We start from the raw sequence: 26,196 nt of genomic DNA on the forward strand, positions 1-26,196 counted from the left end.
ACTCTCTGGGGCTTTCCTCCGGGCTTTTCCCTTCGGTCTTGCGTTTCCGACTCTATCAGACTCTTTCGTGTCCGATTCCCGGTCGAAGCGGGGGTTGCTTTCCAGTTCTTCGCTTTCGCGTTTCCCTTTCCTGCGGCTCCAACCTTACCAGACTCTTTTTCGTTCCGTTTCCGGTTCGAATTTGAATTCTGATGGCCTTTGGAATGGCCTTGCCTTTCGGCTGACTCGACTTTACCAGAACCATTCAGCCGAATCGATCGGCTGCATGACCCGGAATAAGAGAATCAACGGCTCTGCGGAGATTCCATCTCCGTTGAGAGCGAGGAAGACGTTAACTGCTGGGATCGAACCTGTCCAGTTCGACTCAACCGTTAGAATCTACCTCCCCAGTTCGTCCGTGTCAACGGTCTCTTGGGGCGAAGAGGAGACTAGCAGGTCAGGGCGGGTGTACGCACATCAGGCCGCGGCGGGGAGTTCGGCGCTGCGTTCCGTGGGATCGATGTCGCCCCCGTCGCCTGCGCGGGCTGCGCGGCCGCCCAGGACGTAGACGTACGCGAGGAAGGCCAGCTCGGCCGTGATGCCGATGGTGATGCGCCCCCAGGTCGGGAGACCGGAAGGGGTGACGAAGCCTTCGATGACGCCCGAGACGAACAGGACCAGAGCGAGGCCGATGGCCATGCCCATCGCCGCTCGGCCCTGCTGCGCGAGGGCCGAGCGGCGGGTCTGCGGGCCCGGGTCGATGACCGTCCAGCCGAGGCGCAGGCCCGTACCCGCTGCGACAAAGACGGCGGTGAGTTCCAACAGACCGTGCGGGAGGACCAGTCCCAGAAAGGTGTCGAGGCGGCCGGCTGAGGACATCAGGCCGATGCCGACCCCGAGGTTGAGCACGTTGACGAAGAGGATCCAGATCACCGGGATGCCCAGGAACGCTCCCAGGACCAGGCACATGGCTGCGGCCTGGGCGTTGTTCGTCCATACCTGGGCGGCGAATGACGCGGCCGGGTGGCTGGAGTAATAGGTCTCGTACTCCCCGCCGGGGCTGGTCAGTCGGCGGAGGTCGTCCGGGGCCGCGATGGCCGACTGGACTTCCGGATGCGTACCTATCCACCAGCCGATGACTGCGGCCAGCAAAGTGGAGAGGACGGCCGTGGGTATCCACCAGTGCCTGGATCGGTAGACCGCGGCGGGGAAGCCGGTGGTCAGGAAGCGCGTGGCGTCACGCCAGGAGGCTCGGCGGGTGCCTGTCACCGTGGATCGGGCGCGGGCGACGAGCTGGGTGAGGCGCGCGGTGAGTATCGGGTCCGGGGTGCTGGACTGGAGAAGGGAGAGATGGGTGGCCGTGCGCTGGTAGAGCTCGACGAGCTCGTCGGCTTCCTCGCCTGTGAGACGGCGCCCGCGGTGCAGAAGCTGATCCAGGCGGTCCCACTCGGTGCGGTGGGTGATCACGAAGACGTCGAGGTCCATGGGCGGCTGCTGCTCCAGGCATGGGTGCGTACGGGTTCGTACTACGGCGGCGCGTTGCGGGTCAGCTTGGCAGACTGAGGTCCCGAGGGGCAGGGAAGACCGGCGAAGGATGGGGCGGCGATGAATGAGCTCGTGACCGGGGACGCGGTCGTGTTGGGGCTGCGGCCTGCGAAGTTGCCGAGCCGGGCGCTGGCGCTGGCTATCGACCTTGCCGTGGTGGGGGCGGCGTTCGTCCTGGTGTCGATCGGCTTGGCCATGGCGACGGCGACGCTGGACGAAGCGGCACTCGCGGCGGTGTCCGTGGCGGCCTTTCTGCTGGTGCTCGTGGGCGGGCCGATCGCGGTGGAGACCCTCAGCCATGGGCGTTCGCTGGGGAAGCTGGCCTGCGGGCTGCGCGTGGTACGGGACGACGGGGGGCCGATCCGTTTCCGGCATGCGCTGGTGCGCGGGGCCATGGGGGTCGTCGAGATTCTGATGACGCTCGGGACTGTCGCCTGTATCGCTTCGCTGGTGTCGGCACGGGGTCGGCGGCTCGGGGACGTGTTCGCGGGAACGCTTGTCGTACGGGAGCGGGTGCCTGCTGGGCGGGCGGCTGCTGTGCCGCCTCCGCCGCCGTGGTTGGTCGGGCGGTTCGCGGGTCTGGATCTGTCGGCGGTGCCGGACGGTCTGTGGCTGGCGATACGGCAGTACCTGACGCGGATGCATCAGCTCGACGCGCAGGTGGGCCGGTCGATGGCGGAGCGGCTGGCCGTGGAGCTGGCGACGCGGACAGGGGTTCCGGTGCCCGAGGGGGTGCCGGCCGGGGCGTATCTGGCGGCGGTGGTGAACGAACGGCAGGCGCGGGATGCGCGGCGGGTGTTCGTCGCTGCTCGGGACGGTGACCCGCAGTTCGGTGCCGCGCAGGCGGGAAGCGGGGTGCTGGAGGGGCGGGCCGTCGGGTCCTCGCAGGTGGGGTCCGTGCCGCCTGCGGGAGGTACGGGGGCAGGTGCTCCCGTCGTCCCGGTGGCAAAGGAGGGCGGGGCGGCGCCTGCTGCGACGGGGTTCGCGCCGCCCGCCTAGCGCGGTGAGGGTGGGTTTTCCAGGTCTTCGAGCTCGATCCCGGGTGCCGAGAGGACCACGTCGCCGGCGATGTGGACGGTGTGCTGTTCACCGGTGTCCAGGGCGCTGACCTGGTATTCGTCCACAGTCAGAGGGCCGTTGTCAGTGGCGTGCGCTTCACTGTTCACCAGGGCCCAGGACTGGTCGACGGTGCGGGGGGCGAGGACCGGGTCCGTGAAGGCGACCAGGCGGACGCGGGTCGCGGGGGAATCGGGGGTGAGGCGCAGAAGTCGTGAGGTCGCGATGAGGAATGCGGGGGAAGTGCCGGTGAAGGCGTGGGCGCGCACATTGCCTTCGGTGGCATGAGTACCGGTCGGATCGGTACGGACCCACGTGACGCCTTCGAGGGCGGCGCCGCGGACCTGCCAGCTCGCGGCGTGGAGTTCGAGGCGGATGGGGCGGCCCAGTTCGTCGAGGGTCAGGTCGACGGAACCGAGGTGGTCGCCGGAAGGAGCGGTGATCTGGGAGACATAGCGCCAGCCGGAAGGGCCGGGGGCGCACTGGAAGTGTTCTTCGCCGAGGAGGGTCTGATCGTGAAGATCGTGGAGCGAATATCGACCGCGGGGCATGGGGTCCTTCGAGGTTCCTCGGGCTGAGCGGGTGCGGTACGGGCGCAGGCCCCCGACACGGGGGTGCGGGGGCCTGCGCTCGTAGCTGCTGCTGAGGGTTGTTCCGTCTGTCAGCGGCCGGTGGTCACTGACCACAGTCATCACTGACCGGTGGTCCGGTGGTGACGTGTGCGGCCGCTGACGGGCGGGATCAGGAGCGGATCAGTAGCGGTAGTGGTCGGGCTTGTACGGGCCTTCGACCTCGACGCCGATGTAGGCGGCCTGCTCGGGGCGGAGCGTCGTGAGCTTCACGCCGAGCGCGTCGAGGTGGAGACGGGCGACCTTCTCGTCCAGGTGCTTGGGCAGCACGTAGACGTCGGTCGGGTACTCCTCGGGCTTGGTGTACAGCTCGATCTGGGCCAGGGTCTGGTCCGCGAACGAGTTGGACATCACGAACGACGGGTGGCCGGTCGCGTTGCCCAGGTTCAGCAGGCGGCCCTCGGACAGCAGGATGAGGACCTTGCCGTCGGGGAACGTCCAGGTGTGGACCTGCGGCTTGACCTCGTCCTTGACGATGCCGTCGATCTTCGCCAGGCCGGCCATGTCGATCTCGTTGTCGAAGTGGCCGATGTTCCCGACGATGGCCTGGTGCTTCATCTTGGCCATGTCGGCGGCCATGATGATGTCCTTGTTGCCCGTCGTGGTGACGAAGATGTCGGCCTTGTCGACGACCTCGTCGAGGGTGGTCACCTGGTAGCCGTCCATCGCTGCCTGCAGCGCGCAGATCGGGTCGATCTCGGTGATGATCACGCGGGCGCCCTGGCCGCGCAGCGACTCCGCGCAGCCCTTACCGACGTCGCCGTAGCCGCAGACGACCACGGTCTTGCCGCCGATGAGGGTGTCGGTGGCGCGGTTGATGCCGTCGATCAGGGAGTGGCGGCAGCCGTACTTGTTGTCGAACTTGGACTTGGTGACGGCGTCGTTGACGTTGATCGCCGGGAAGAGGAGGGTGCCGTCGCGGTGCATCTCGTACAGGCGGTGGACACCGGTGGTGGTCTCCTCGGTCACGCCGCGGATCTCGGAGGCGAGCTGGGTCCACTTCTGCGGGCTCTCACCGAGGGTGCGGTTGAGGAGCGTGAGGATGTGGGCGTACTCCTCACTGTCCGCCGTCGACGGGTCCGGGGCCGCGCCGGCCTTCTCGAACTCGACACCCTTGTGGACGAGGAGGGTGGCGTCACCGCCGTCGTCGAGGATCATGTTCGGGCCGCCGGTGGGGGTGTTCGGCCAGGTCAGGGCCTGCTCGGTGCACCACCAGTACTCTTCGAGCGTCTCGCCCTTCCAGGCGAAGACCGGGACGCCGGCGGGGGCGTCCGGGGTGCCGTTCGGGCCCACGGCGATGGCCGCGGCGGCGTGGTCCTGGGTGGAGAAGATGTTGCAGGAGGCCCAGCGGACCTCGGCGCCGAGGGCGACCAGGGTCTCGATCAGCACGGCGGTCTGCACGGTCATGTGCAGCGAACCGGTGATGCGGGCACCGGCCAGCGGCTGCGTGGCGGCGTACTCCTTGCGGATCGACATCAGGCCGGGCATCTCGTGCTCGGCGAGGGTGATCTCCTTGCGGCCGAAGGTCGCGAGGGAGAGGTCGGCGACCTTGAAGTCCTGTCGATTGGCGACCGTTGTCATAACGGGCTGCTCCTCGTGATGGGTGTCGAGGTGGGCACGGCTGGCTCTGCGGCGGCGGGCACACGAATGCCCGGGCGCTCGCAGCACAGTCCGTCGGAGGCCCTCTCTCCCTCGGCCGGTCCGCGCATACGGACCGATCGACCGCCATCAGCAGCGACGTCTGACACTGCCATCGAATCTACACCGACCGGCCCGGCCGCTCCCAGCCCGCCCGGGAAGGAAGGTGGCCGGGAGGGCCGCACCGGGAGAGGGCGGGAGAGGGCGGGAGAGGTTGCTGGAGGGGACACAGACGGGAGGCGGTTGGGACGGGAGGTGTGCTTGGGGCCGTAGGAGTACGTGGGTGGGTCAGTGGTCGGAGGACGTCGGGGAGTTCGGGGCTCCGCCCGGGGTCTTGCCGGGGTTGGTGCCGGCTGCAGCGGCCGCCTCGCTGTAGATGTCCGGTTCCAGATAGATGACCCGGGCGATCGGGACGGCTGCGCGGATTCGGGTCTCGGCGGCGTTGATGGCGTTGGCCACTTCGGTGGCCGTGTCGTCGTGCTGTACCGCGATCTTGGCGGCGACCAGCAGCTCTTCCGGGCCGAGGTGGAGCGTGCGCATGTGGATGACGCCGGTGACCGTGTCGCCGTCGACGAGCGCGGACTTGATCTTCTCGACCTCGTCTGTACCTGCGGCCTCGCCGAGCAGGAGGGACTTCGTCTCGGCTGCGAGGACGATCGCGATGACGATCAGCAGGACGCCGATACAGAGGGTGCCGATACCGTCCCAGACACCGTTGCCGGTCGCGAGAGCCAGACCGACGCCCGCGAGGGCGAGCACAAGACCGATCAGCGCGCCGAAGTCCTCCAGGAGGACGACGGGGAGTTCGGGTGCCTTGGCACGGCGGATGAACTCCTTCCAGGAGAGCGACCCGCGGGTCTGGTTGGACTCCTTGATGGCCATACGGAAGGAGAAGCCCTCGGCGATGATCGCGAAGACGAGCACGCCGACCGGCCAGTACCAGGCCTCGATCTCGTGCGGGTGCTTGATCTTCTCGTAGCCCTCGTACACCGCGAACATGCCGCCGACCGAGAACAGCACGATGGAGACGAGGAAGGCGTAGATGTAGCGCTCGCGGCCGTAGCCGAAGGGGTGCTGGGGGGTGGCTTCGCGCTGCGCCTTCTTGCCGCCGAGCAGCAGCAGGCCCTGGTTGCCCGAGTCGGCGACCGAGTGGACGCTCTCCGCGAGCATCGACGACGAGCCACTGAACAGGAACGCCACGAATTTGGCCACTGCGATCGCGAGGTTGGCGCTGAGTGCCGCCACGATCGCCTTGGTTCCGCCTGACGCACTCATGGGTGCCTGGTGTCCCTTCTTAGGTGCTGCGGCCCTGGCGCCGCGGTACGGCCGGACATTGTTGCAGCCAGCTGGTGCGGACGGTGCCTCAGGCCACCACTGTGGCGCGGAACAGAGTTCCCGTACCGGATACTTCGATTCTCTCGCCGGAGGGTACGAAGACCGAGGCGCCGGGTGTGAGGCCGAGCGTGCCCGCCTTCGGGGCGCCCGCGGTGCAGAGCAGGATCTGCGGGGTGTCCCTGGTCAGGTCGACGGGGTCGGCGCCGGGCGACAGGTCGAAGCGCGAGAGCCGGAATTCGTCCACGGGCGTCTCGTACAGTTCCTCGCCGGAAGGGGACGCCTCGGGGCGCAGGACGCCGGGGTCGGTCGCCTCGAAGCGGACGATGCGCAGGAGTTCCGGTACGTCGATGTGTTTGGGCGTGAGTCCGCAGCGCAGCACATTGTCGGAGTTGGCCATGATCTCGACGCCGAGGCCGTCGAGGTAGGCGTGCGGAACGCCGGCGCCGAGGAAGAGGGCCTCGCCGGGCTGGAGTTCTACGTAGTTCAGCAGCATGGCCGCGATGACACCGGGGTCGCCGGGGAAGTGGTGGGCGATGCGGGCGTACGGGGCGTGGGCGCCGCCGAGGCGTTCGGCGGCCACGGCTGCCTGGTTCACCGTTTCGGCCATCTCCGCCGGGTCGGCGCCGAGGATCGCGGTGAGGACCTCTCGCAGGGCCGCCTCTTCGGGGTGGGCGCCGAGGAGGTCGACGTACGGCTTGAGGGAATCGACGCCGAGCGCCGCCATCGTCTCGGCCGCCTCGGTGGGCCTGCGGAAGCCGCACAGGCCGGCGAAGGGGGTGAGCGCGCAGATCAGCTCGGGCTTGTGGTTGGCGTCCTTGTACGTGCGGTGGGGTGCGTCGATCGGGACGGACCGGCGCTCCTCGTCCTCGTACCCCTGCTTCGCCTGTGCGAGGTCGGGGTGGACCTGGAGGGAGAGCGGGGCGCCGGCGGCGAGCAGTTTGAGGAGGAAGGGCAGGCGGGGGCCGAACTTTTCGGCCGTAGCCCGGCCCAGTTCGCGCTCGGGGTCGGCGGCGATGACCTCGGTGAGGGGCTGCTCGGGGCCGGCCTCTCCGGCGGCGGTTGTACGGGTGAGACGGGAGGGGGCTCCGGGGTGGGCGCCCATCCACATCTCTGCCTGGGGTTCGCCGGTGGGTGCGATGCCGAGCAGCTCGGGGATGGCCGTGGTGGAACCCCAGGCGTAAGGGCGCACGGTGTTGGAGAGCCGGTCCATGGGTTGTCCTTGTCAGGTGCGTGGATCGGGGGTGGCGTACCGGTGGGCGCTCACGTCAGGCGCGGGCTGCCGACGCCAGTGCCAAGTAGACGGCGGCGAAGTCGGTGACCGCGAGGAGTTCGGCGAGGGCTTCGAGTTCGGTGCCCTCCTCCGGTTCGAGTTCGCTGATCGCCGTGTCGTGACCGAGGGCCAGTTCACGCGCGGCAAGGCCGGCGCTCAGGCCGCCGGAGGGGCGGTCGCGGAGCAGTACGACGCGGGCGTGCAGGGGTTCCGCCTCGTCGACCCGGTCGCGGAAGAAGTCGTCGGGGTCGGCCCCGGCGGCGAATGTGCCCGCCAGAAGCGCGCCGTGGGCGGGCAGCGCCTCGGGGAGCTCTGCGGCGAGGGCCGGGCGGCCGGACAGCTCGGCCAGGACTGCCGCGAATCTCCGGCCGACCGGGGCCGCCGCGTCGCCCTCCGTCCAGATGAGGGGCAGGCTGTCGGCGAGTTCAGCAGCGAGGGTCTTGGCCGGGTTGCTGTACGTGGCGATGGCCGGACCGCAGCGTTCCGCGGTGCGGTCCAGGCGGTCGGCGACGCCCTGCAGCGCCTCGGCGGGTGCGGTGACCAGGCCGACCCGGTCGAGCAGTGCGAGCAGCGGGGTGAACAGGGCCCAGAGCGTGCCGGGGCCCGCCGCCGACGTCTCGGCGTCGTACTCCCCGTGCGGGGCGGTGGCCATCGGTACGACGAGTCCGTGTACCCCGTCGGTCGCCTCGCGCAGCGGTGACCGGTGGGGGGCGACGGCGACGACGCTGCAGCCGCGGCGGTATGCCTGTTCGGCGAGGAGGGAGAGGCCCGGCTCGGAACCGTCGGCCGTGACGATCAGCAGCAGGTCGACGGAGCCGGCCCAGCCGGGCAGCGTCCAGCGCATCGCGCCCGCGGCCGGGGCGACCCCGGTGGGGCGGATGCGGGTGACGGGCGCGGAGGCGCCTGCCAGGGCGGTGATCAGGTCGGCGACGCCGGACGCGGCGGTGCCGGAACCCGCGACGAGTACGGCGCGGGGGCGGCCTTCCGGGTTCAGTGCGGCGATCCCGGCCTCCGCCGCGTGCCGGGCGGCGGAGCGGACCCGGGCCCCGGCCTCGGCGGCGCCGCGGAGCAGTCCGCGGCGGTCGGCTCGGGCCAGGGATTCCGGGGCGTCGAGCAGCGACTCGTCGAGCATGGGGACGGTCCTCCGATCACGTGCTGATCACCGTGCGGGATGCGGATGCCGTTACGCGGGACGACGGGCCTCGTCGACGAGGAGGACGGGGATGCCGTCCCGTACCGGGTAGGCCAGGCCGCAGTCCTTGCCGGTGCAGACGAGTTCGGGGCTGTCGGCCGCCGACCGGTCGTCGAGCGGAGAGTGACAGGCCGGGCAGGCGAGGATCTCCAGAAGGCCGGCTTCGAGCGGCATGGGGTGAGTCCCTTCAAGCATTCGAACAAGCGATTGGGTTCACGCGGATCAGGCGACGTCAGCCTACCGCCGGGGTACGGGGGGCGCGGCCGGGGCGGGGGTGGGGCCGGGGCGCCTGCGGCGGGCCTGTCCCCTACCCGCCCCTTCCCGAAACCGGGGCGGTGCCCCGGACCCCGGGCCTCAAACGCCGGCGAGGCTGAAAAATGTCCTACGCGGCCCGGACCAGTGCCAGTACCTCGTCCCGTACCGCCGTCATCGTCTGTTCGTCACGGGCCTCGACGTTCAGGCGGAGCAGGGGTTCCGTGTTGGAGGCGCGCAGGTTGAACCACCAGTCCGGGGCCGTGACAGTCAGACCGTCGACGTCGTCGGTCGTGACTCCGTCGCGGCTCGCGAAGGCGTCACGTACCGCTGCCGTGCGGCCCACCTGGTCGGTGACCGTGGAGTTGATCTCGCCGGATCCGGAGTAGCGGTCGTACTGCGCGACCAGTTCCGACAGCGTGCCCGGCTGGCCGCCCAGCGCGGCCAGGACGTGGAGCGCGGCGAGCATGCCCGTATCGGCGTTCCAGAAGTCGCGGAAGTAGTAGTGCGCGGAGTGTTCACCGCCGAAGATCGCGCCGTGCTCGGCCATCTCCGCCTTGATGAAGGAGTGGCCCACGCGGGTACGGACCGGGGTGCCGCCGTTCTCGCGGACGACCTCGGGGACCGTGAGGGAGGTGATCAGGTTGTGGATGACGGTGCCCTTCCCACCGTTGCGGGCGAGTTCCCGGGCCGCGACCAGGGCGGTGATCGCGGACGGGGAGACGCCCGCACCGCGTTCGTCCACGACGAAGCAGCGGTCGGCGTCGCCGTCGAAGGCGAGGCCCAGGTCGGCGCCCTCGGCCACGACGCGGGCCTGGAGGTCGACGAGGTTCTTCGGGTCGAGCGGGTTGGCCTCGTGGTTGGGGAACGTGCCGTCCAGCTCGAAGTACATCGGTACGAGGTGGACGGGAAGGTTCGCGAAGACGGTCGGGACGGTGTGGCCGCCCATGCCGTTGCCCGCGTCGATGACGACCTTCAGCGGGCGGATCGACGCGAGGTCCACCAGCGACAGCAGGTGCGCGGCGTAGTCGGTGAGCGTTTCGCGCCGGGTGACGGTGCCGGGGGCGGCCGCCGGTCGCGGCGCGCCGGTCTCGGACCACTTCTCGACCAGGGCGCGGATCTCGGAGAGACCGGTGTCCTGGCCCACGGGTGCGGCGCCCGCCCGGCAGAGCTTGATGCCGTTGTACTGCGCCGGGTTGTGCGAGGCGGTGAACATCGCGCCGGGGAGACCGAGGCTGCCGGAGGCGAAGTACAGCTGGTCGGTCGAGCAGAGGCCGATCAGTGTGACGTGCGCGCCGCGCGCCACAGCGCCGCGTGCGAAGGCTCCCGAGAGGCCGGGCGACGAGGGCCGCATGTCGTGGCCGATCACGATCGCGTCCGCGCCCGTGACCTCGACGAATGCCGCCCCGAACTGTTCGGCCAGCGATTCGTCCCACTGGTCGGGGACCACCCCGCGTACGTCGTACGCCTTGACGATCTGCGACAGATCAGCAGCCACGGGCCGGTCCTCCTGAGAATTCTGCGGTCCGCCCAAACTACCCGGCGGCGGTTCAGGCGGACCGCGGGGTCTGCGATACCGCGGTGAGGCGGGGTTGAGCGCCGTGCCGCTCGGGGCAGCATCCGGGCCGCCGCCGTGCTCTGTGCCGGCACGATCAGGCACATCACCAACAGCAGCCCCGGACTCCACGGCAGTACCTTGCACAACAGGTCGCCCTCCCATGCGGCCAGGCCGACCGCCGCGCACGCGATCGTCAGGTTCTGCGGGGAGATCATCTTGCCGAGTACCCCGCCGGAGCTGTTGGCCACGGCGAGCAGTTCCGGTGACAGGCCCGATTCGCGGGCCGCCGAGACCTGGAGCGCACCGAAGAGGGCGTTCGCGGAGGTGCCGGAGCCGGGGACGGCGACGCCGAACCAGCCGAGCACCGGGGAGACGAAGGCGGGTCCGGCGCCCGCCGCGGCCACGAACTGGCTGATCGTGGCGGCCTGCCCGGAGAGGTTCATGACGTACGCGAGTGCCAGTACGGAGGTCACGGTGAGGATCGCGTACCGCATTTCACGCACCGTGCCCGTCCACTCGCGCGCCGCGTCCCGGGGTCGTACGCCGAGCACGCCGGCGGTGACCAGGCCGGCCAGCAGCGCGAGGGTGCCGCCGGGGGCGATGGCCGGGAGGGTGAAGAGGCTGGCGCCGACGGGCTCGCCCGCGGGGTTCGCGACGTCGAGGAACGGCCGGTCGAAGACCCGGGTCGCCTCCGCCGGCAGTTCCTTGACCGGCGGGATCCGGGCGACGGAGAAGACGGCGACGATGAGGGCGTACGGGGCGTAGGTGCGCAGCACCTCGCGGTGCGGGTCCTCGTCGTCGAGCTCCGCGCTCCGTACGCCCTCAGGACCGCCGTACGTACCGGTTCCTCGGCCGGCCTGCGTGCCCCGGGGACGGCCATGAGCGCCGCCGCTCCCACCAGTGCGGCGCCGATGTCGGCGAGTCGGGCGGAGACGTAGTTGGACGCGGCGAACCGAGCCGCGGCGAAGGCGGCTCCGCAGACGAGCGCGGGCAGCCAGGTCTCGCGCAGCCCGCGCCGTCCGTCCACCAGGAAGACCAGGAAGACCAGGAAGACCAGGAGCAGCGGTACGAGGAGGGCAGATCCTCACGGGTGAGGAAATGGTTGTGTGCACGACAAGTTCAGGTCAATGACCCGTACCTGAGAACGTGAACGGGAGATCAGCGGGAACCGCAGGCGAGGCGTGCCGTCCGGCACGCCGCACTCAGGAGTCCGGTGAGCGCAGCACCCGCAGATGGCCGCGGCGCGCGACCTCCATCGGATCCGCGGTCTGCGGGCCGCCACCGCTCCTGCCGTCGCCACCGCGGTCGTGCGGCCGCGCGGCTTCCCGTACGGCATTGGCGAGCGCTTCGAGATCGTCGCCGCTGGGGCGGGTGGGGGCGGAGGGGTCGGAGAGCCTGACGACTTCCCAGCCACGTGGCGCGGTCAGCCGCTCACTGTGCTCGGCGCAGAGGTCGTAGCAGTGGGGCTCGGCGTAGGTGGCGAGCGGGCCGAGGACCGCAGTCGAGTCGGCATAGACGTACGTCAGTGTCGCGACGGCAGGGCGGCCGCACGCGGTGCGCGAACAGCGACGTACAGGGCTCACGATGTTGGACGGTACCGCACTCTTGAGCGGGCTGCGACGACTCTCCCTCAGGTCACCCCACCGTGTCGCCCTGTGGCCGCCGGCCCGGCCGCCTTCGGGGCAGCGCTCCTGACCTGCGGAGGAAGACAGAAGCACAGGTCGTACCGGCAACGATTCCGGTCACCACTCGGCACAAAAGCTGTCATTCACCAAGAGACCAACGGTCAGGAGCAGGGCCTGAAACGGGCTCCGGCTTGGCCGGATTGTTCAGGATTGGACATGCCGACGCCCTGTCAGGGAGCGGCGATCCGCCTGCCCGGCGGAGAGTTACCCTGCGTCAGTGATGGACAGTCCCGTACCGCCCCACCCGTCCGAGCCGCGCCCGCGCCGTCGTGACCGCCATGGCCGCGGCATGCGCGGGCCCGTCGCCCCGCCCCAGGTGCCGCTCTCGGCCAGCAGGGCGGAGAACTTCCGTGATCTCGTGCAGGACTCGGTGGAGCGGCTGGAGCGGCGCTGGCCGCAGCTGGCCGAGGTCGACTTCATGGTGCTCGACGTGCCGGGGACGCAGGAGGAGACCGTTCCGCTGGGGCGCGCGGTCTCCGCGAAGAAGGACCGGCCCGCGCAGATCGTCATCTACCGGCGGCCCGTCGAGATCCGTACCAAGAGCCGCGACGAGCGCGCCCTGCTGGTGCACGAGGTCGTGGTGGAGCAGGTCGCGGAGCTGCTCGGGCTGTCGCCGGAGTCGGTGGATCCGCGGTACGGGCAGGAGTAGGCCCGGCAGGGCGGCCGGCCCCCGCCCACCCGTACCGCCGGTTCAGTCGTCCAGGACCGACAGGTCCTGTTCGACCGCGGGTACCTCGACCGTTCCGCCGTCGTCCGACAGGGTCTGCACGGTGAACATCTGGACGCCGTCCCGCGGGAGGCTGAGCGTGCGTGCGGCGTGGACCGGGCCGCCCGACTCCGTCCGGACCGTCAGCGCGTAGCCGCCCTTGAGCCCGGCCGGTACGGGCGGGGTCACCGCGAGCGTCGTGCCGCCCTTGACCGTGTATGTCTTGGCGGTCTGTTCGCCGCCCTCGCTGCCCCCGGAGGCGATGACCTTCACGGTGGCGGTGGCGCCCGGCGCGGTGAGCGAGAGGGTCGATCCCTTGGCCCGGTTGTCGGCCGCGGTCGCCTGCGCGCCCACCGGACCGGTCGCCGGGATGTAGCCGACCTCCTGCCCGTCGCCCTTGCCGCGGACCACGCGCAGCGCGGCCACCACCGGGGTGCCCTTTCCGCCGTCGGCCGGGGTCAGCAGCAGGGAGCCGCCTTCGCCCCTGGTGATGTCCTTCAGGTCGACGCCCGCGGTCATCCTCGACTTGACGTGGAGCTCCTCGTGCCCGGCCGGGGAGATCGCGCCGTTCTTGCCGAGAAGTTTCACCTTCAGATCGGCGTCGCCTTCGCCGGGTGCGAAGGCCACCAGACGGACCGAGGTGGCGTCCGCCGGAATGCCGGGGAGCACCAGGGTGCCCGCCGGGTCGGCCGAGGCGGCCAGCCAGTCGCTGCCCGTCTCCTCGTCCGCGGTCCTGACGACCGCGCCGACGCGTCCGGTACGGGTGGTGACGTGGACGGTCACGTCCTCGGCCGCCTTGCTGGTCAGCGTGGAGATCAGGACCGGGACACTGGATCGGGCGGGCACCGTGATGCCCTCGCCCACATCGGACTTGAGGGTGCCGTCCGGACCGTACAGCTCGATGTCGGCGACGGCCGCGGTGTCGTCCGGGTTGGTGAGGTGGACGTAGTCCTCGCGGGACTTCGCGGTGCTCGCGGCCGGGAACCAGAAGTCCGTGTCGGGTCCGGTGCAGCTGACGCCGAGCAGGCCGCGGGCGCCGCCCGCCTCGACCGTGGTGGTCTGCTGGGTGGTCCAGCCTGGGGCCAGACGTCCGGTGGCGGTGCCGACGAGCGCGGGGGCATCGGCGCCGGACGCCTCGGCGGTGGCCGGTTTGCCGGGCTCCTTGAGGGAGACGACCGGCTTTCCGGGATCCGCCTTCTTCTTGCCCTTCTCGTCCTTCTTCCCGGCCTCGGCGGTGGTGCCGTCAGCGGTGGCGGACATGGACTGCATCAGTTCGGCGGCGCCGGCCTCGCCGCCGCTGCCGCCCGCCGGGGTGAAGGACGTGTACGTCGTCTCCGCGAGGTCCGAGAGACCGGGCGCCGGGCAGAGCAGGCTGGACCGTTCCACCGGCAGCCGGGTGGCGGCCTTCGCCGCCGTCGTACCCCCGTCGCCGGGCGCGGTGAGCGCGGCGAATCCGGTGACGGCGGCGAGGGCTGCGGCGCCCGCGATGAGGGACAGGCTGGTGGACTTCACTCGGACTCGCCTCGCGATGCGTTACCGGTCGGCCACGGGTGCTGGCCCGGGGCGGGGTTCTCGTCGGGGTTCTGCGGGTCGTACGGGCCCTGCCCGCCGTAGCCGGCCTGGGGGTCGTAGGAAGCCTGCGGGTCGTACTGCGGGACCTGCGGGTCGTACTGGGCCTGTGGGTCGTACTGGGCCTGTGGGTCGTACTGCTGCTGTTGCTGCTGGGCGTAGCCGTACGGGTCGTAGGCGTTCTGCTGGTACGGGTCTGCGGCGGCCTGGTGCTCGTGCTGCGTGCCGTACTGACCGTCCTGGTACTGCTGCTCGCCCTGGTACTGCTGGTAGTCGGCACCCTGGTACTGCTGCGCGTCCCATTGGCCGTACTGCTGCTGCGGCACCGCCGCGTACTGACCGCTGTCGGCCTGCGGAGCGAAGACGTCCTGGTCGTCGCCCTGCTGCGGATCCGGCTGCGCCTGCTGAGGGGGCTGCGGCTCGGCGGTCTGCTGGGCGGGGATGTACTGGCCCGCCGCGTCCGGGGCCTCTTCGGCGCTCACGCTCCCGGCCTGCTCCGGCTCCGCTTCCGCCTGGGCGGCCGCGCGGAGCCTGCGTGCCCGGCGCCCCTCGCCCGCGACCGGCTCCGCGGGGACCGTCACGACCTCCTCGGGCAGGTCGTCGTCGATCTCCCGGCGGCGGCCCGGCAGGGCGAGGACCAGCAGGACCACGGCCAGCGCGCTCTGGGCCCAGATCCAGGCCGTGTGGGTGAGCGGGGCGTCGTACGTGAGGTCCAGGGTGCCGCCCTCGGCGGGGAGCTCGAAGCCCTGGGCCCAGCCGTCGACCGTTTTACGGGTCAGCGTCCGGCCGTTCAGCGTGGCCTGCCAGCCGGGGTCGGCGGCATCCGCGATCCGCAGCACCCGGCCGGAACCGCCCGCGGGGATCTTGGTGTGCGCCTCGACGGGGAGGGCGCCCACGGGCAGCGGTTCGGCGTCGGCGCCGGACGGGACGATCATGACGCGGGCGACCTGCCGGTCGACCCGCCACAGCGCGCTGCCGTCCAGCTGGCTCAGCCTGCTGAGGCCCGGGGTCGCGTCGAGGACCCGGCTCATCTCCTTCGGAGCGCCGTCCCGTACCAGTACGTAGCGGATCGCGAAGCCGCTGAGCTGGCTGCCCTGGTCGGCGCCGGAGCCCGCGACCAGGTTGGCGACGACCTTGTCGAGGTGGCTGTTGCCGCTGCCCGCCTCGGCCAGTTCGGCGTCGCCGAGCCGCGCGCCGGAGCCGCGTACCAGGGTGTACGAGACGGCGGCGGGCGAGGTGCCGCCCAGGACCAGGGTGCGCGGCTGGTCGCGGGTGGCGCTCTCCTCCGCGACGAACGCCGGCACCTGCACGGGGTCGCGGCGCCCCAGCGGGCCCGCGGCGCCGCCGATCATCCAGCCGGCGGCGGCCAGCACCGGGGCGAGGCCCGCGGCGAGGGCGATCAGCGCGGCGACGGGCTGGCGCCAGCCGAAGCTGAGCTCGGCGACGCGTACCCGGGCCCCGTCCGCGCCCACCAGCGCGGCGGCGATCAGCGCGATGCCGTAGACGAGGGTGGCGGGGCCCGCCCAGCCCGAGCCATTGGCGAGCGCGGCGAAGACCAGCGCCACGAGTGCGACGGCCCACGCGGTGCGTACCGCGAACTGCCGCTCCCCGCGCAGCAGCGCGGCCAGCGCGGCGAACACGATGCCGAGCAGCAGCACGCCGCCCGCGGCCTTGGGGCCGCCGGGGCTGATGCCGAGCAGATCGAGTGCCGAGGCCGTGCCCGTACCGATGTCCGGGCCCGCCTCCTTCAGGAAGCCGGAGGGGCTGCTGAGGAGCGAGAGAGACCAGGGCGCGAGGACGAGCAGCGGCGTGCCGATCGCGGCGAGGAAGCGGAGCCCGTACGCGACGATGTCGTCGCGGCGCAGTGCGAGCACACCGATGCCGAGGATCACCGCGAGCGGCCAGACGATGGGCGTGAACGCCATCGCGAAGGTGAGGAGCAGGGCGTACGCCCAGGTGGCGCGCCAGCTGCCGCGTGCGTCGCCGCCGGCCCGCATGCCGTGCGCGGAGACGGCGGCGCGGGCGATCAGCGGGAGCAGGACGGCCAGGACCGCGGTGCCGAGGCGGCCGGTCGCCAGTGCGCCGGTCGCCGCCGGCAGGAAGGCGTACGCGATGCTCGCCCAGGCCCGCAGCAGCCTTGATTCGAGCAGCGGCCTGGACACGAAGTACGCGGTCAGTCCGGCGAGCGGGACCGAGCAGACCAGCAGCAGCGTGAGCGCGAAGCCGGTCGAGCCGAGGAACAGCGCGGACAGCGCCGAGAGGACGGCGAGATAGGGCGGCGCGGTCTGCGTGCCGCCGGTGCCGACCGGGTGCCAGCCGTCCGCGTACGTGCCCCACAGCGTGGAGACGTCGGCGGGCGCGGGCAGCAGCGCGCCGCCCGCGAGCGCTCCGCCGCCGAGCAGGCCGCGGCAGGCGACGAGCGAGACGAACAGCAGGATGGCGAAGAGCACCGGGCCCGGCTTGCGCCCGATCCGCTTCAGCCGCGCGAACTGCTCGATCTCCAGGAAGTCGGCGTCGTCACCGCCGGGACCGGACTCCACGGCGCCGTGCCGCGAGCCGCCCGCGTCGGCGTCGGAGCCGCTGCCGAAGTTTCCGGCGACCTGCTCGACGGTGGCACGGACGGTGGCACCGGGCGGCGGGAAGAGGCTGCGCAGTTCGGCCTGGTCGACGGCGCCCCTGCCGCGGCTGCGCCGGGCCGAGAGGATCCGTCCGGGGCGCAGCAGGGTGCCGAAGAGCCCGGCGACCTCGTCGACGGCCTGGCCGGGCACCTTGCCGACGAGATAGGCGAGGGTACGCAGCAGCGTCCCGACGACGAGCCGGAGCATCACCCACGGCAGTGCCTTGGCGCGTGCGTTGACCAGCATCGTGTAGACGGCGCCGGCCTTGTCGACGCGGTGCGGGGAGGCGACCGAGCGTCCCGCGCAGTCGATGGGGCGGCGCTCGCGGGCGGAGGCCTCGGCATGCCTGAGGACGGCGTCGGGGGCGACGAGCACCCGGTGTCCCGCGGTGTGGGCGCGCCAGCACAGATCGACGTCGTCACGCATCAGCGGGAGCCTGCGGTCGAACCCGCCGAGCTCCTCCCAGATGTCACGGCGGATCAGCATGCCCGCGGTGGATACGGAGAGCACGGTACGGATCTGGTCGTGCTGGCCCTGGTCCTGCTCGCGCCGGTCGAGTCCGGTCCAGCGGCGGCCGCTGTTGGCGATGGAGACGCCGACTTCGAGCAGCTGCCTGCGGTCGTACCAGCCGCGGAGTTTGGGGCCGACGATCGCGGCGTGCGGGTCGGCGTCGACGACGCGCAGCAGCTCGGCGAGCGCGTCGGGCTCGGGTGCGCAGTCGTCGTGGAGCAGCCAGAGCCACTGCACCGGTTCGCCGTGCGGCAGTTCGGGCAGGTCGTACGCGTCGTCGCGCCAGGTCCTGCTGACGGGGTCCCAGCTGCTGGGGCGCTTCAGGTACGGCAGGTCCTCGGAGGTGAGGACACCGGCCGTGCGGGTCGCCTCGTCGACGGCGGTGCCGAAGCTCGTACGACGCGCGAGGTGCAGTACACGTTCGGCGCCGAGCGCCTCGGTGACCAGCCGCGCGGAGTCGTCGGCGCTGCCGGTGTCGGCGGCGACGACGTTCTGTACGGGGCGTTCCTGCCCGAGCAGCCCGGCGAGCGCGTCGGGCAGCCAGCGTGCGCCGTCATGGGAGACGAGCACGGCGGTGACGACATGCCGGGGGAACTCTGGGGCGGCGGCGGCCGCGTACGGCGCCGTCGGTTGGCTGTGCACGGACATCGAGGTACGGGCCCTCCGGCCGGGTCCGGGGGACGTCCCCCGGGGGCTGCATCGGTGTACACGCGCGCTCCGTCGGGGCGTTGGCGCGTCTCGGACGGAGCCCCACACTAACGGTACGGATAACCACGTCGGCGCCGAGCGGTTGAACGAGGGCTGCGACGGGGCGGGGGCGGAGCGGCGGTGGACATGGCGATGGCCCGTCGCCTGCGGGCAGGATGCGGGCGACGGGCCATGGTCGGTCTCGGTCCGGTGCGCAGTAGGTGCTCGGGTCGTGCTCGGGTCGTGGTGATCCGGTGCGCGGTGTTCTGTGTGTCGCAGCGCTCGGCGGCGCCGGTTGCCGCGGCGGTCCCTCGCCGCGGCGGTCCGCTGTCAGACAGCGGCCTTCTTCAAGCGGCGTCGTTCACGTTCCGAGAGGCCGCCCCAGATTCCGAACCGTTCATCATTGGAAAGGGCGTACTCAAGGCATTCGGACCGGACTTCACAGGCGAGACAGACCTTCTTTGCCTCGCGGGTGGATCCGCCCTTCTCGGGGAAGAAGGACTCGGGATCGGTCTGCGCGCACAGTGCGCGCTCCTGCCAGCCGAGTTCCTCGTCCGCGTCCTCGACCAGCAGTTGCTGGAACAGCTCGGTCATGTGCGCCCCTCGTCTGTCTCTTGCGTCCCCGTGATGCAGCCGTTACTGATTGCGGCCGAACGACACGAGTGAAATTACAAGTGTGTAGCTCCAGGCCAGTCAAGCGAAGATCTGCTATTGGCCCCGGTATTCACTCTGCGGAACCAAGGGTATGCGGAAAGTGTGCATATCACCAAAAACCTGACATATGCCATCGGCCTCACCGCATCCCCTTCTCTCACTCAGTGAGACGACCGGGGCCACCGTCATGTTTCGATTCGATCACCGAAGCGATCAAGATCACAGTCGGGTCACAAGACCCCAACGACGTTTGCGGACACGGTTGATGCGCCACATCTCCGCCGCGATGACCGCACAAACCTTTCTCCGTCTTCAGTAACCGGATGAGGTGAAACATTACCCCCAAATCGGGCATTGGGTTGACAGTGGCGAGTCGAGCCGGTCTCCTTGACTGCATGCCAGCGACCGCAGCGATGTACGCCACCCACGTCCGTGGGTTCCGTACTGCTGTCCAGACCCGCTGTTGCTGTTCCAGCTGTCGTAGCTGTTGACGCCGTAGGGCACCGGCTCCGGTCCGGTCCGGTCCGGCTTCCAGCTCCTCTTGCGCAGAGCTTCTTCGCTGAGCGACTCCGCAGAGTTTTCTCTCCGCGTTTCCGTGGCTCTCAGGTCTCCGCGACACCCCGCACATGCACCCCCCATGCCGAGGAACCACCGCTTCCATGAACAGCGACAGCGACCTTCAGATCGCCGGCGACATCCTTGAGGTCCAGCACCTCCTCCAGCCGGCCCGCGAGCACCCTTCCACCGTGGCCGAGTTCGTCGGGCTCGCCCGCACCATCGCCGCCGACCGCGCGCAGTGGGCGCCGCTCGTCCGGTACGACACCACCAGCCGCTGGTACCACCGGCTGCGCGCAGTTCCCCACGCTCTCGGCTCCGCTCGAGCAGGGCAGACCCCACTCGGTTACGAGGTGTGGCTGCTCAGCTGGGTGCCCGGCCAGGGCAGCGGGCGCCACGGCCACGGCCCGTCCTCCGGCGTACTGACCGTCCTGGACGGCCGGTTGACCGAGCACACCGAACGCGGCACGCGGGCACTGGCCCCCGGCGCGCAGCGCGTCTTCGCACCCGGCTATGTGCACGAAGTGGTCAACGACTCCATCGAACCGGCCGTCAGTCTGCACATCTACTACCCGGGTCTGACCGAGATGCCGATGCACGCGGCGCAATGCGCCCCGGCGACCGTGGATGTCGTACCCGCCTGACAAACTGCTGTGCATGCGCATTGTGGTTCTGGCCGGCGGTATCGGTGGTGCTCGTTTTCTGCGTGGCCTCAAGCAGGCCGCGCCCGACGCGGACATCACGGTGATCGGCAATACCGGTGACGACATCCATCTGTTCGGGCTGAAGGTCTGCCCCGACCTCGACACCGTGATGTACACCCTCGGCGGTGGCATCGACGAGGAGCAGGGCTGGGGGCGTACGGACGAGAGCTTCCACGTCAAGGAGGAGCTCGCGGCGTACGGCGTGGGGCCCGAGTGGTTCGGACTCGGCGACCGCGACTTCGCGACGCACATCGTCCGTACGCAGATGCTGGGCGCGGGCTATCCGCTGAGCGCCGTCACGGAGGCGCTGTGCGCGCGTTGGAAGCCGGGGGTCCGGCTGCTGCCGATGTCCGACGACCGGATCGAGACCCATGTCGCGGTCGACATGGACGGCGAGCGCAGAGCGATCCACTTCCAGGAGTACTGGGTGAAGCTGCGTGCCTCGGTCGAGGCACAGGCGGTCGTGCCGGTCGGCGCCGAGCAGGCCAAGCCGGCGCCGGGCGTGCTGGAGGCCATCGCCGAGGCCGATGTCATCCTCTTCCCGCCGTCCAACCCCGTCGTGTCGGTGGGGACGATCCTTGCCGTGCCCGGGATCCGGGAGGCGATCGCCGAGGCCGGGGTGCCGGTCGTCGGCCTCTCCCCCATCGTCGGGGACGCGCCCGTGCGCGGGATGGCGGACAAGGTGCTCGCCGCCGTGGGCGTCGAGTCGACGGCATCGGCCGTGGCCCGGCACTACGGCTCCGGGCTGCTCGACGGGTGGCTCGTCGACACGGTGGACGCCGGGGCGGTCGGCGAGGTGGAGGCCGCGGGCATCCGGTGCCGATCCGTGCCGCTGATGATGACCGATGCCGACGCGACGGCGGAGATGGCCCGGCAGGCGTTGGCACTGGCCGAGGAGGTACAGGCGTGAGCGCCGAGGCCTCCGGTGAGGTGCCCTCGTACCGGGTCCGGGCGCTGCCCGGCATGCCCGAAGTGCGGGCCGGGGACGATCTGGCGAAGCTGATCGCCGCCACCGAACCGGGACTCGTCGACGGTGACGTCCTGCTGGTCACGTCGAAGATCGTCTCCAAGGCGGAGGGCCGGATCGTCGAGGCCACCGACCGGGAGGCGGCCATCGACGCCGAGACGGTACGGGTGGTGGCGCGGCGGGGCACGCTGCGGATCGTCGAGAACCGGCAGGGTCTCGTCATGGCCGCGGCCGGGGTCGACGCCTCGAACACCCCTGCCGGAACGGTGCTGTTGCTGCCCGAGGATCCGGACGCCTCGGCGCGCGCCATCCGGGACGGGCTGCGGGACACCCTCGGCGTCGAGGTCGGAGTCGTCGTCACGGACACCTTCGGGCGGCCGTGGCGCAACGGGCTGACCGATGTCGCGATCGGGGCGGCCGGGGTCCTGGTGCTGGACGATCTGCGGGGCGGTACGGATGCGTACGGCAATCCGCTGAGCGCGACCGTGGTCGCCACCGCCGATGAGCTGGCCTCGGCCGGTGATCTGGTCAAGGGCAAGGCTTCGGGGCTGCCGGTCGCGGTGGTGCGGGGGCTCGGCCATGTCGTGGACCCGACGGATGCCGCGGGCGGGGCCCGGGCGATGGTGCGGGTCGCTGCCGATGACATGTTCCGGCTCGGTACGTCCGAGGCGGTACGGGAGGCGGTGACCCTGCGGCGTACCGTGCGCGAGTTCACCCACGACCCGGTGGACCCGGAAGCGGTGCGGCGGGCCGTGGCCGCGGCGGTGACGGCACCGGCGCCGCATCACACGACGCCGTGGCGCTTCGTGCTCCTGGAGTCCGAGGGGGCGCGGACCCGGCTGCTCGACGCGATGCGGGATGCGTGGATCACGGATCTGCGCCGGGACGGCCGCGGCGAGGAGTCGATCGCGAAGCGGGTACGGCGGGGCGATGTACTGCGCCGGGCGCCGTATCTGGTGGTGCCGTGCCTGGTGATGGACGGCTCCCACACGTACGGGGACGAGCGGCGGGACACGGCGGAGCGCGAGATGTTCGTGGTCGCCGCGGGGGCCGGCATCCAGAACTTCCTGGTGGCGCTGGCGGGCGAGCGGCTCGGCTCGGCGTGGGTGTCGTCGACGATGTTCTGCCGCGATGTGGTGCGGGAGGTGCTGGAACTGCCGGAGTCGTGGGACCCGTTGGGGGCGGTTGCGGTGGGGCATCCGGCGGTGGCGCCCGCGGCGCGGGCCGTGCGGGGTGCGGAGGAGTTCGTCGCGGTGCGGTGAGGTGGGGGCGGGGGTGCCTCCCCGCTACAGGCGGGCGATGTCGCCTCTGGTCATGCGTGGGGCTCGGCGGGGTGGGGTGTGGCCCGAGAGCAGGATGAGGCGGGTCGCCCGGTGGCGTTGGCCCTCGTAGGGGGTGAGGAGGGCCAGCATTTCCTCGTCGTCGGCGTTTCTGTTGCCTGCCAGGGCGTGGCCGACGATGCCGGGGAGATGGAGATCGCCGACCGTGACCGCGTCCGCCGCGCCGTTCGAGCGCTGGAGGGTCTCGGCCGAGGTCCAGGGGCCGATGCCGGGGATCAGTTCCAGCCGGGCCATCGCCTCCGGGAGCTCCATGGCGGCCGCCTCCTCCAGTCGGCGGGCCACCCGTACCGCGCGCAGGATCGTGGCCGAGCGCTTGGCGTCGACGCCTGCGCGGTGCCACTCCCAGGACGGGATCAGCGACCAGGTGCGGGCGTCCGGCATGACGTGCAGGCCGAGGGCGGTGAACGCGGCATCGTCCGCGGGGCCGGGTGCCGGGGTGCCGTGGGTGCGGACCAGGTGACGCCAGGCGCGGTAGGCCTCGTCCGTGGTGACCTTCTGTTCGAGGATCGACGGGATCAGGGACTCCATGACCAGGCCGGTGCGCAGCAGGCGCAGGCCGGGGCGGCTGTGCCGGGTCAGGGCGAGCAGCCGGTGGCGCGGGCGGAAGGCGTCCGGGTCGTCCGTCGCGCCGAGCAGCGTCGGCAGTTGGTCCAGCAGCCAGGGTGCGCCCGGTCCCCAGGCCGCCGCCTCGATCCGGCCGCCCCGGGCCGTGAGGCGGAGGGTTCCGGGGCCCGCGGGTGTGCGGCCGGCCCGCCAGACCGTGCCGTCCCGGGTCATCCGGAAGGTGGGGTCGGCGGGGCCGCGGCGCAGCGGGCCGAGGACCAGGCGCAGGTCGAGCGGGCCGGGCGGGGTCCAGTCGCGGGTCAGCGCGTCCGTCGCCGGAGCCGCCGCCTGGTGCGGGACGGCCGCGCGAGGGGCGCTGCGGGGTGCGAATCGTCCTGCCACGGTGAGGTCCTCGGTCGTCGGGGGTGCCTGTCGAGGGTAAGCGCAGTGGCGGGTGCCCCGGGTGTTCGTCGGGCTGTCCGCGAGGCTGTTCGTTCCACTCGTCGGACGGGAAGAGCTGTGGCGGGTGCCCGGGTTGTTCGTCCTACTCGTCGGACGAGAAGCGCACCGACGCGTCCGGCAGGATCGCCCCGCACCAGACACGGACGCCGGCGCGCAGTTCGTTGTCGGCGCCGACCTGTGCCCCGTCCCCGACGACCGCGCCCTCGATCACCGTACGCCTGCCGATCCTGGCACCGGCTCCGACCAGCGAGTCCGTGATCACGGCTCCCGGTTCGACGACCGCGCCGTCCAGTACCGCGGAGCCGTCGATCCGGGCGCCCTCGCCGATCAGGGCGCCCTTGCCGATGACCGTACCGCCGCTGAGTTTGGCGTCGGCGGCGACCGAGGCCGTCGGCAGGACGAGCCGGTCGCCGCACCGGCCGGGGACGGCCGGGGAGGGGGCGCGGCCCAGGACCAGATCGGCGGAGCCGCGTACGAAGGCCTGCGGGGTACCGAGGTCCAGCCAGTACGTGGAGTCGACCATGCCCTGGAGGTGTGCGCCGGAGGCGAGCAGTCCGGGGAAGGTCTCGCGCTCGACGGAGACCGGGCGGCCGGCCGGGATGGTGTCGATGACCGACCGGCGGAAGATGTACGCCCCCGCGTTGATCTGGTCGGTGACGATCTCCTCGGGCGTCTCGGGCTTCTCCAGGAACGCGGTGACCCTGCCGGTGCCGTCCGTCGGTACGAGACCGAAGGCACGCGGGTCCTCCACCCGGGTGAGGTGGAGGGAGACATCCGCTCCGGAAGTGGCGTGCGAGGCGGCCAGCGCCCGGATGTCGAGGCCGGTGAGGATGTCACCGTTGAAGACGAGCACCGGTTCGTCGGGGCCCGCGGTGAGCCGGGACGCGACGTTGCGGATCGCGCCGCCGGTGCCGAGCGGTTCGCGTTCGGTGACGTACTCGATGTGGAGACCGAGCGACGAACCGTCCCCGAAGTACGGTTCGAAGACCTCTGCCAGATACGACGTCGCGAGCACGATGTGCTCGACCCCGGCGGCCCGGGCGCGCGCCAGTTGGTGGGTGAGGAACGGGACGCCCGCTGCCGGAACCATGGGCTTCGGGGTGTGCACCGTGAGCGGGCGCAGTCTGGTTCCCTTGCCGCCGACCAGGAGGATCGCTTCTCTTGCCTCTGTCACAGCGCTGACTCTGCTTCCTGGTGGGGCCTGGCCTGGTTTCGGCTGGCCAGTGTATGCAGACCGGTGCGGCCGTCCCCGGTCAGCGGCCCTGCAGCTGGGCCGAGGTGGTCCGGGCCGAGCCGAGCTTCTTGTAGAGACGCGCTCCGGGGCATTCGGTTGCGAAGCCGTCCCGGTGGCCGGAGATGACGTTGAGTTCGGCCTTCGTCCCCTTCTTGAACTTGTTCCCGCCGCCGGAGACGAGCGTGACCTTGCCCCGCGGGTCGGCACCGAACAGGCCGAGCTTCCAGGCGGTGAGCTTCGCGACGGCGTTCACCGCGGCGGCGGGCGGGTTCGAGCTGGTGAAGGTGCCGAGGACGGCGATGCCCATGCTGTTGGTGTTGAAGCCGAGCGTGTGTGCTCCGAGGACGGCCTTCGTCACGCCTCCCGCCCGCCCTTCGTAGATGTTTCCGCACGTGTCGACGGCGAAGTTGTAGCCGATGTCGCGCCAGCCGCTGCTCTGGACGTGGTAGCGGTAGATGCCGCGCAGGACCGAGGGCGCCTGGGAGCACGTGTAGTTGTTGCCCGTGGCGCTGTGGTGGATGAACGCGGCCTTGACGCTCTTGGTGTACACGAAGGCGCCCTGCCGGATCTTTTCGTCGGCACCCCAGCCCGTGCGGGTGATGATGCGCGGGCGGGGTCCGATGTACGGCTGGGCGCCGGGCGCGAGTCCGGCCTCCGCCTCGCCGAGCGCCTCGGTCTCCTGCTTGCTCAGGGCGGGGAGCACGCTCGGTTCGAGTGGGGCGGTGTGCCCGTCGGCCTCGGAGATGTCGGCGGTGCCCCGCGCGTCTCCGGTGTATCCGCTGTCCCCGGTGTCGCCGGTGTTCCCGGTCTTCCCGGTTTTCCCGGCGTCTGCCTCGGCGCCCGCTGCGGGAGGTTGCTGCGGGTCCTTTCCGGGGTCGACGAGTTCGAGGCGCAGGCCGGCGGGCAGCGGTACGGCGGGGGAGGTCCGGTCCTGCGGGTCGGAGGTCTCCGGGCGTACGCGGACCGCGACACCGTCCGATTCACCGACCCAGAGCGGGGCGGTGGAGCCGCGGACGGTGCCGGATTCGCGCTCGGCGGTCCCGGGGTCGGCGCCGTGCTCGGCGTTGTGCGTCTCCAGGTCCTGCCAGTCCGACCAGCGGGTGGTGCCGATGGCGCGGGTACGGACCTGGACGGTGCCGCGGAGTTCGGTGTCGGCGTCGTTCCAGACGACGCCGACCAGGGAGAACGGTCGGACCTCGCGCTCGAGCAGCCCCTGTTCGGCAGCCTCGGCGGTCCGGGAGGGTTCGTCGGTGGCCCGGCCGGACGCTTCCGGCAGGGGCGACATCGGCAGGGACTGCGTCGAGCCCGGCACGTCGGAGGGCTCGGTGGACCCGGTGGGATCAGCAGCACCGGAGGAGGGCTCGGCGGACTCGGCAGGGGCGGTGGAGGTGTCGGCGGCGGCGCCCGCGGGCACGGCCGACGGCAGTACGAGAACCGCCGCGCAGGTGACACCGATCGAGGATGCAATGAAGGCACGCATACGAATGATCCTGTTCATATATCGACAA

Annotated in this window: 20 protein-coding genes and 1 pseudogene; 5 read left to right on the forward strand and 16 right to left on the reverse strand. The window is 71.2% G+C overall.

Features of this window, described 5'->3' with window-relative positions; genetic code table 11:
* Window positions 1–456: 456 nt before the first annotated feature.
* Window positions 457–1,464 (reverse strand): stage II sporulation protein M, encoded by a 1,008-nt coding sequence (locus ACFVV1_RS06090; protein WP_389985195.1) that lies wholly within the window; start codon window positions 1,462–1,464, stop codon window positions 457–459.
* 120 nt (window positions 1,465–1,584) lie between these two features.
* On the opposite strand from ACFVV1_RS06090, the gene ACFVV1_RS06095 reads away from it, so the two are divergent.
* Complete coding sequence (locus ACFVV1_RS06095) at window positions 1,585–2,523, forward strand: RDD family protein (protein ID WP_389985198.1); 939 nt, start codon at window positions 1,585–1,587, stop codon at window positions 2,521–2,523.
* Here ACFVV1_RS06095 and ACFVV1_RS06100 read toward each other — a convergent pair.
* The 9 genes and pseudogenes from ACFVV1_RS06100 to ACFVV1_RS06140 form a co-directional block, all read right to left on the reverse strand.
* Window positions 2,520–3,131 carry a hypothetical protein gene (locus ACFVV1_RS06100; RefSeq protein WP_389985201.1) on the reverse strand — a complete coding sequence of 204 codons (612 nt, stop codon included), beginning with the start codon at window positions 3,129–3,131 and terminating at the stop codon, window positions 2,520–2,522. The two genes, ACFVV1_RS06095 and ACFVV1_RS06100, sit on opposite strands and share 4 nt — an antisense overlap.
* Window positions 3,132–3,332: 201 nt before the next feature.
* Window positions 3,333–4,790, reverse strand: a complete 1,458-nt coding sequence (ahcY, locus tag ACFVV1_RS06105) for an adenosylhomocysteinase (RefSeq protein WP_389985204.1) — start codon at window positions 4,788–4,790, stop codon at window positions 3,333–3,335.
* A 345-nt stretch (window positions 4,791–5,135) separates the two neighbouring features.
* Complete coding sequence (locus tag ACFVV1_RS06110; protein ID WP_389985206.1) at window positions 5,136–6,122, reverse strand: cation diffusion facilitator family transporter; 987 nt, start codon at window positions 6,120–6,122, stop codon at window positions 5,136–5,138.
* 88 nt (window positions 6,123–6,210) lie between these two features.
* Window positions 6,211–7,392, reverse strand: coding sequence for a mannose-6-phosphate isomerase, class I (gene manA, locus ACFVV1_RS06115; protein WP_389985209.1), 1,182 nt, complete (start codon window positions 7,390–7,392; stop codon window positions 6,211–6,213).
* Between the two features lie 55 nt (window positions 7,393–7,447).
* A complete protein-coding gene (locus ACFVV1_RS06120; protein ID WP_389985212.1) occupies window positions 7,448–8,584 on the reverse strand; it encodes an SIS domain-containing protein in 1,137 nt (378 codons plus the stop codon).
* 51 nt (window positions 8,585–8,635) lie between these two features.
* Window positions 8,636–8,818: a Trm112 family protein gene (locus ACFVV1_RS06125; RefSeq protein WP_018552946.1), complete on the reverse strand. Its 183-nt coding sequence runs from the start codon at window positions 8,816–8,818 to the stop codon at window positions 8,636–8,638.
* Window positions 8,819–9,026: 208 nt separating this feature from the next.
* Window positions 9,027–10,394 (reverse strand): phosphomannomutase/phosphoglucomutase, encoded by a 1,368-nt coding sequence (locus ACFVV1_RS06130; protein WP_389985215.1) that lies wholly within the window; start codon window positions 10,392–10,394, stop codon window positions 9,027–9,029.
* Window positions 10,395–10,507: 113 nt separating this feature from the next.
* Window positions 10,508–11,532: pseudogene (locus ACFVV1_RS06135) on the reverse strand (L-lactate permease); the annotation flags it as partial.
* A 124-nt stretch (window positions 11,533–11,656) separates the two neighbouring features.
* On the reverse strand, window positions 11,657–12,037 hold the full coding sequence (locus ACFVV1_RS06140) for a DUF3499 domain-containing protein (RefSeq protein WP_384451128.1): 381 nt from the start codon (window positions 12,035–12,037) through the stop codon (window positions 11,657–11,659).
* Between the two features lie 322 nt (window positions 12,038–12,359).
* Here ACFVV1_RS06140 and ACFVV1_RS06145 point away from each other — a divergent pair, with 322 nt between their 5' ends.
* Window positions 12,360–12,788 carry a metallopeptidase family protein gene (locus ACFVV1_RS06145; RefSeq protein ID WP_389986320.1) on the forward strand — a complete coding sequence of 143 codons (429 nt, stop codon included), beginning with the start codon at window positions 12,360–12,362 and terminating at the stop codon, window positions 12,786–12,788.
* Window positions 12,789–12,830: 42 nt separating this feature from the next.
* Here the strand turns inward: ACFVV1_RS06145 and ACFVV1_RS06150 are convergent, their stop codons facing one another.
* From ACFVV1_RS06150 to ACFVV1_RS06160, 3 genes are all read right to left on the reverse strand, one after another.
* A complete protein-coding gene (locus ACFVV1_RS06150; RefSeq protein ID WP_389985218.1) occupies window positions 12,831–14,357 on the reverse strand; it encodes a DUF5719 family protein in 1,527 nt (508 codons plus the stop codon).
* Complete coding sequence (locus ACFVV1_RS06155; protein ID WP_389985222.1) at window positions 14,354–18,190, reverse strand: glycosyltransferase; 3,837 nt, start codon at window positions 18,188–18,190, stop codon at window positions 14,354–14,356. The genes ACFVV1_RS06150 and ACFVV1_RS06155 overlap by 4 nt, the downstream gene beginning before the upstream one ends.
* Window positions 18,191–18,559: 369 nt before the next feature.
* Entirely contained in the window at window positions 18,560–18,823 is a 264-nt protein-coding gene (locus ACFVV1_RS06160; RefSeq protein ID WP_030927001.1) for a WhiB family transcriptional regulator, read from the reverse strand.
* 719 nt (window positions 18,824–19,542) lie between these two features.
* Here ACFVV1_RS06160 and ACFVV1_RS06165 point away from each other — a divergent pair.
* Genes ACFVV1_RS06165 through ACFVV1_RS06175 form a run of 3 tightly spaced genes read left to right on the forward strand, consistent with a single transcriptional unit; the run spans window position 19,543 to window position 22,371 of the window.
* Complete coding sequence (locus tag ACFVV1_RS06165; RefSeq protein WP_389985225.1) at window positions 19,543–20,082, forward strand: cupin domain-containing protein; 540 nt, start codon at window positions 19,543–19,545, stop codon at window positions 20,080–20,082.
* A 13-nt stretch (window positions 20,083–20,095) separates the two neighbouring features.
* Window positions 20,096–21,052 carry a 2-phospho-L-lactate transferase gene (cofD, locus tag ACFVV1_RS06170; RefSeq protein WP_389985228.1) on the forward strand — a complete coding sequence of 319 codons (957 nt, stop codon included), beginning with the start codon at window positions 20,096–20,098 and terminating at the stop codon, window positions 21,050–21,052.
* Window positions 21,049–22,371: a coenzyme F420-0:L-glutamate ligase gene (locus tag ACFVV1_RS06175; protein WP_389985235.1), complete on the forward strand. Its 1,323-nt coding sequence runs from the start codon at window positions 21,049–21,051 to the stop codon at window positions 22,369–22,371. The genes cofD and ACFVV1_RS06175 overlap by 4 nt, the downstream gene beginning before the upstream one ends.
* Window positions 22,372–22,395: 24 nt before the next feature.
* Here the strand turns inward: ACFVV1_RS06175 and ACFVV1_RS06180 are convergent, their stop codons facing one another.
* The 3 genes from ACFVV1_RS06180 to ACFVV1_RS06190 all read right to left on the reverse strand — a co-directional run bounded on the left by ACFVV1_RS06180 (window position 22,396) and on the right by ACFVV1_RS06190 (window position 26,168).
* Window positions 22,396–23,394: a DNA-3-methyladenine glycosylase family protein gene (locus ACFVV1_RS06180; protein ID WP_389985238.1), complete on the reverse strand. Its 999-nt coding sequence runs from the start codon at window positions 23,392–23,394 to the stop codon at window positions 22,396–22,398.
* 142 nt (window positions 23,395–23,536) lie between these two features.
* Window positions 23,537–24,628, reverse strand: coding sequence for a sugar phosphate nucleotidyltransferase (locus ACFVV1_RS06185; protein WP_389985241.1), 1,092 nt, complete (start codon window positions 24,626–24,628; stop codon window positions 23,537–23,539).
* Window positions 24,629–24,707: 79 nt separating this feature from the next.
* Complete coding sequence (locus ACFVV1_RS06190) at window positions 24,708–26,168, reverse strand: N-acetylmuramoyl-L-alanine amidase (protein WP_389985244.1); 1,461 nt, start codon at window positions 26,166–26,168, stop codon at window positions 24,708–24,710.
* Between the last annotated feature and the right edge of the window lie 28 nt (window positions 26,169–26,196).

This window comes from Streptomyces sp. NPDC058092, from assembly GCF_042884935.1.
GTDB lineage: Bacteria > Actinomycetota > Actinomycetes > Streptomycetales > Streptomycetaceae > Streptomyces.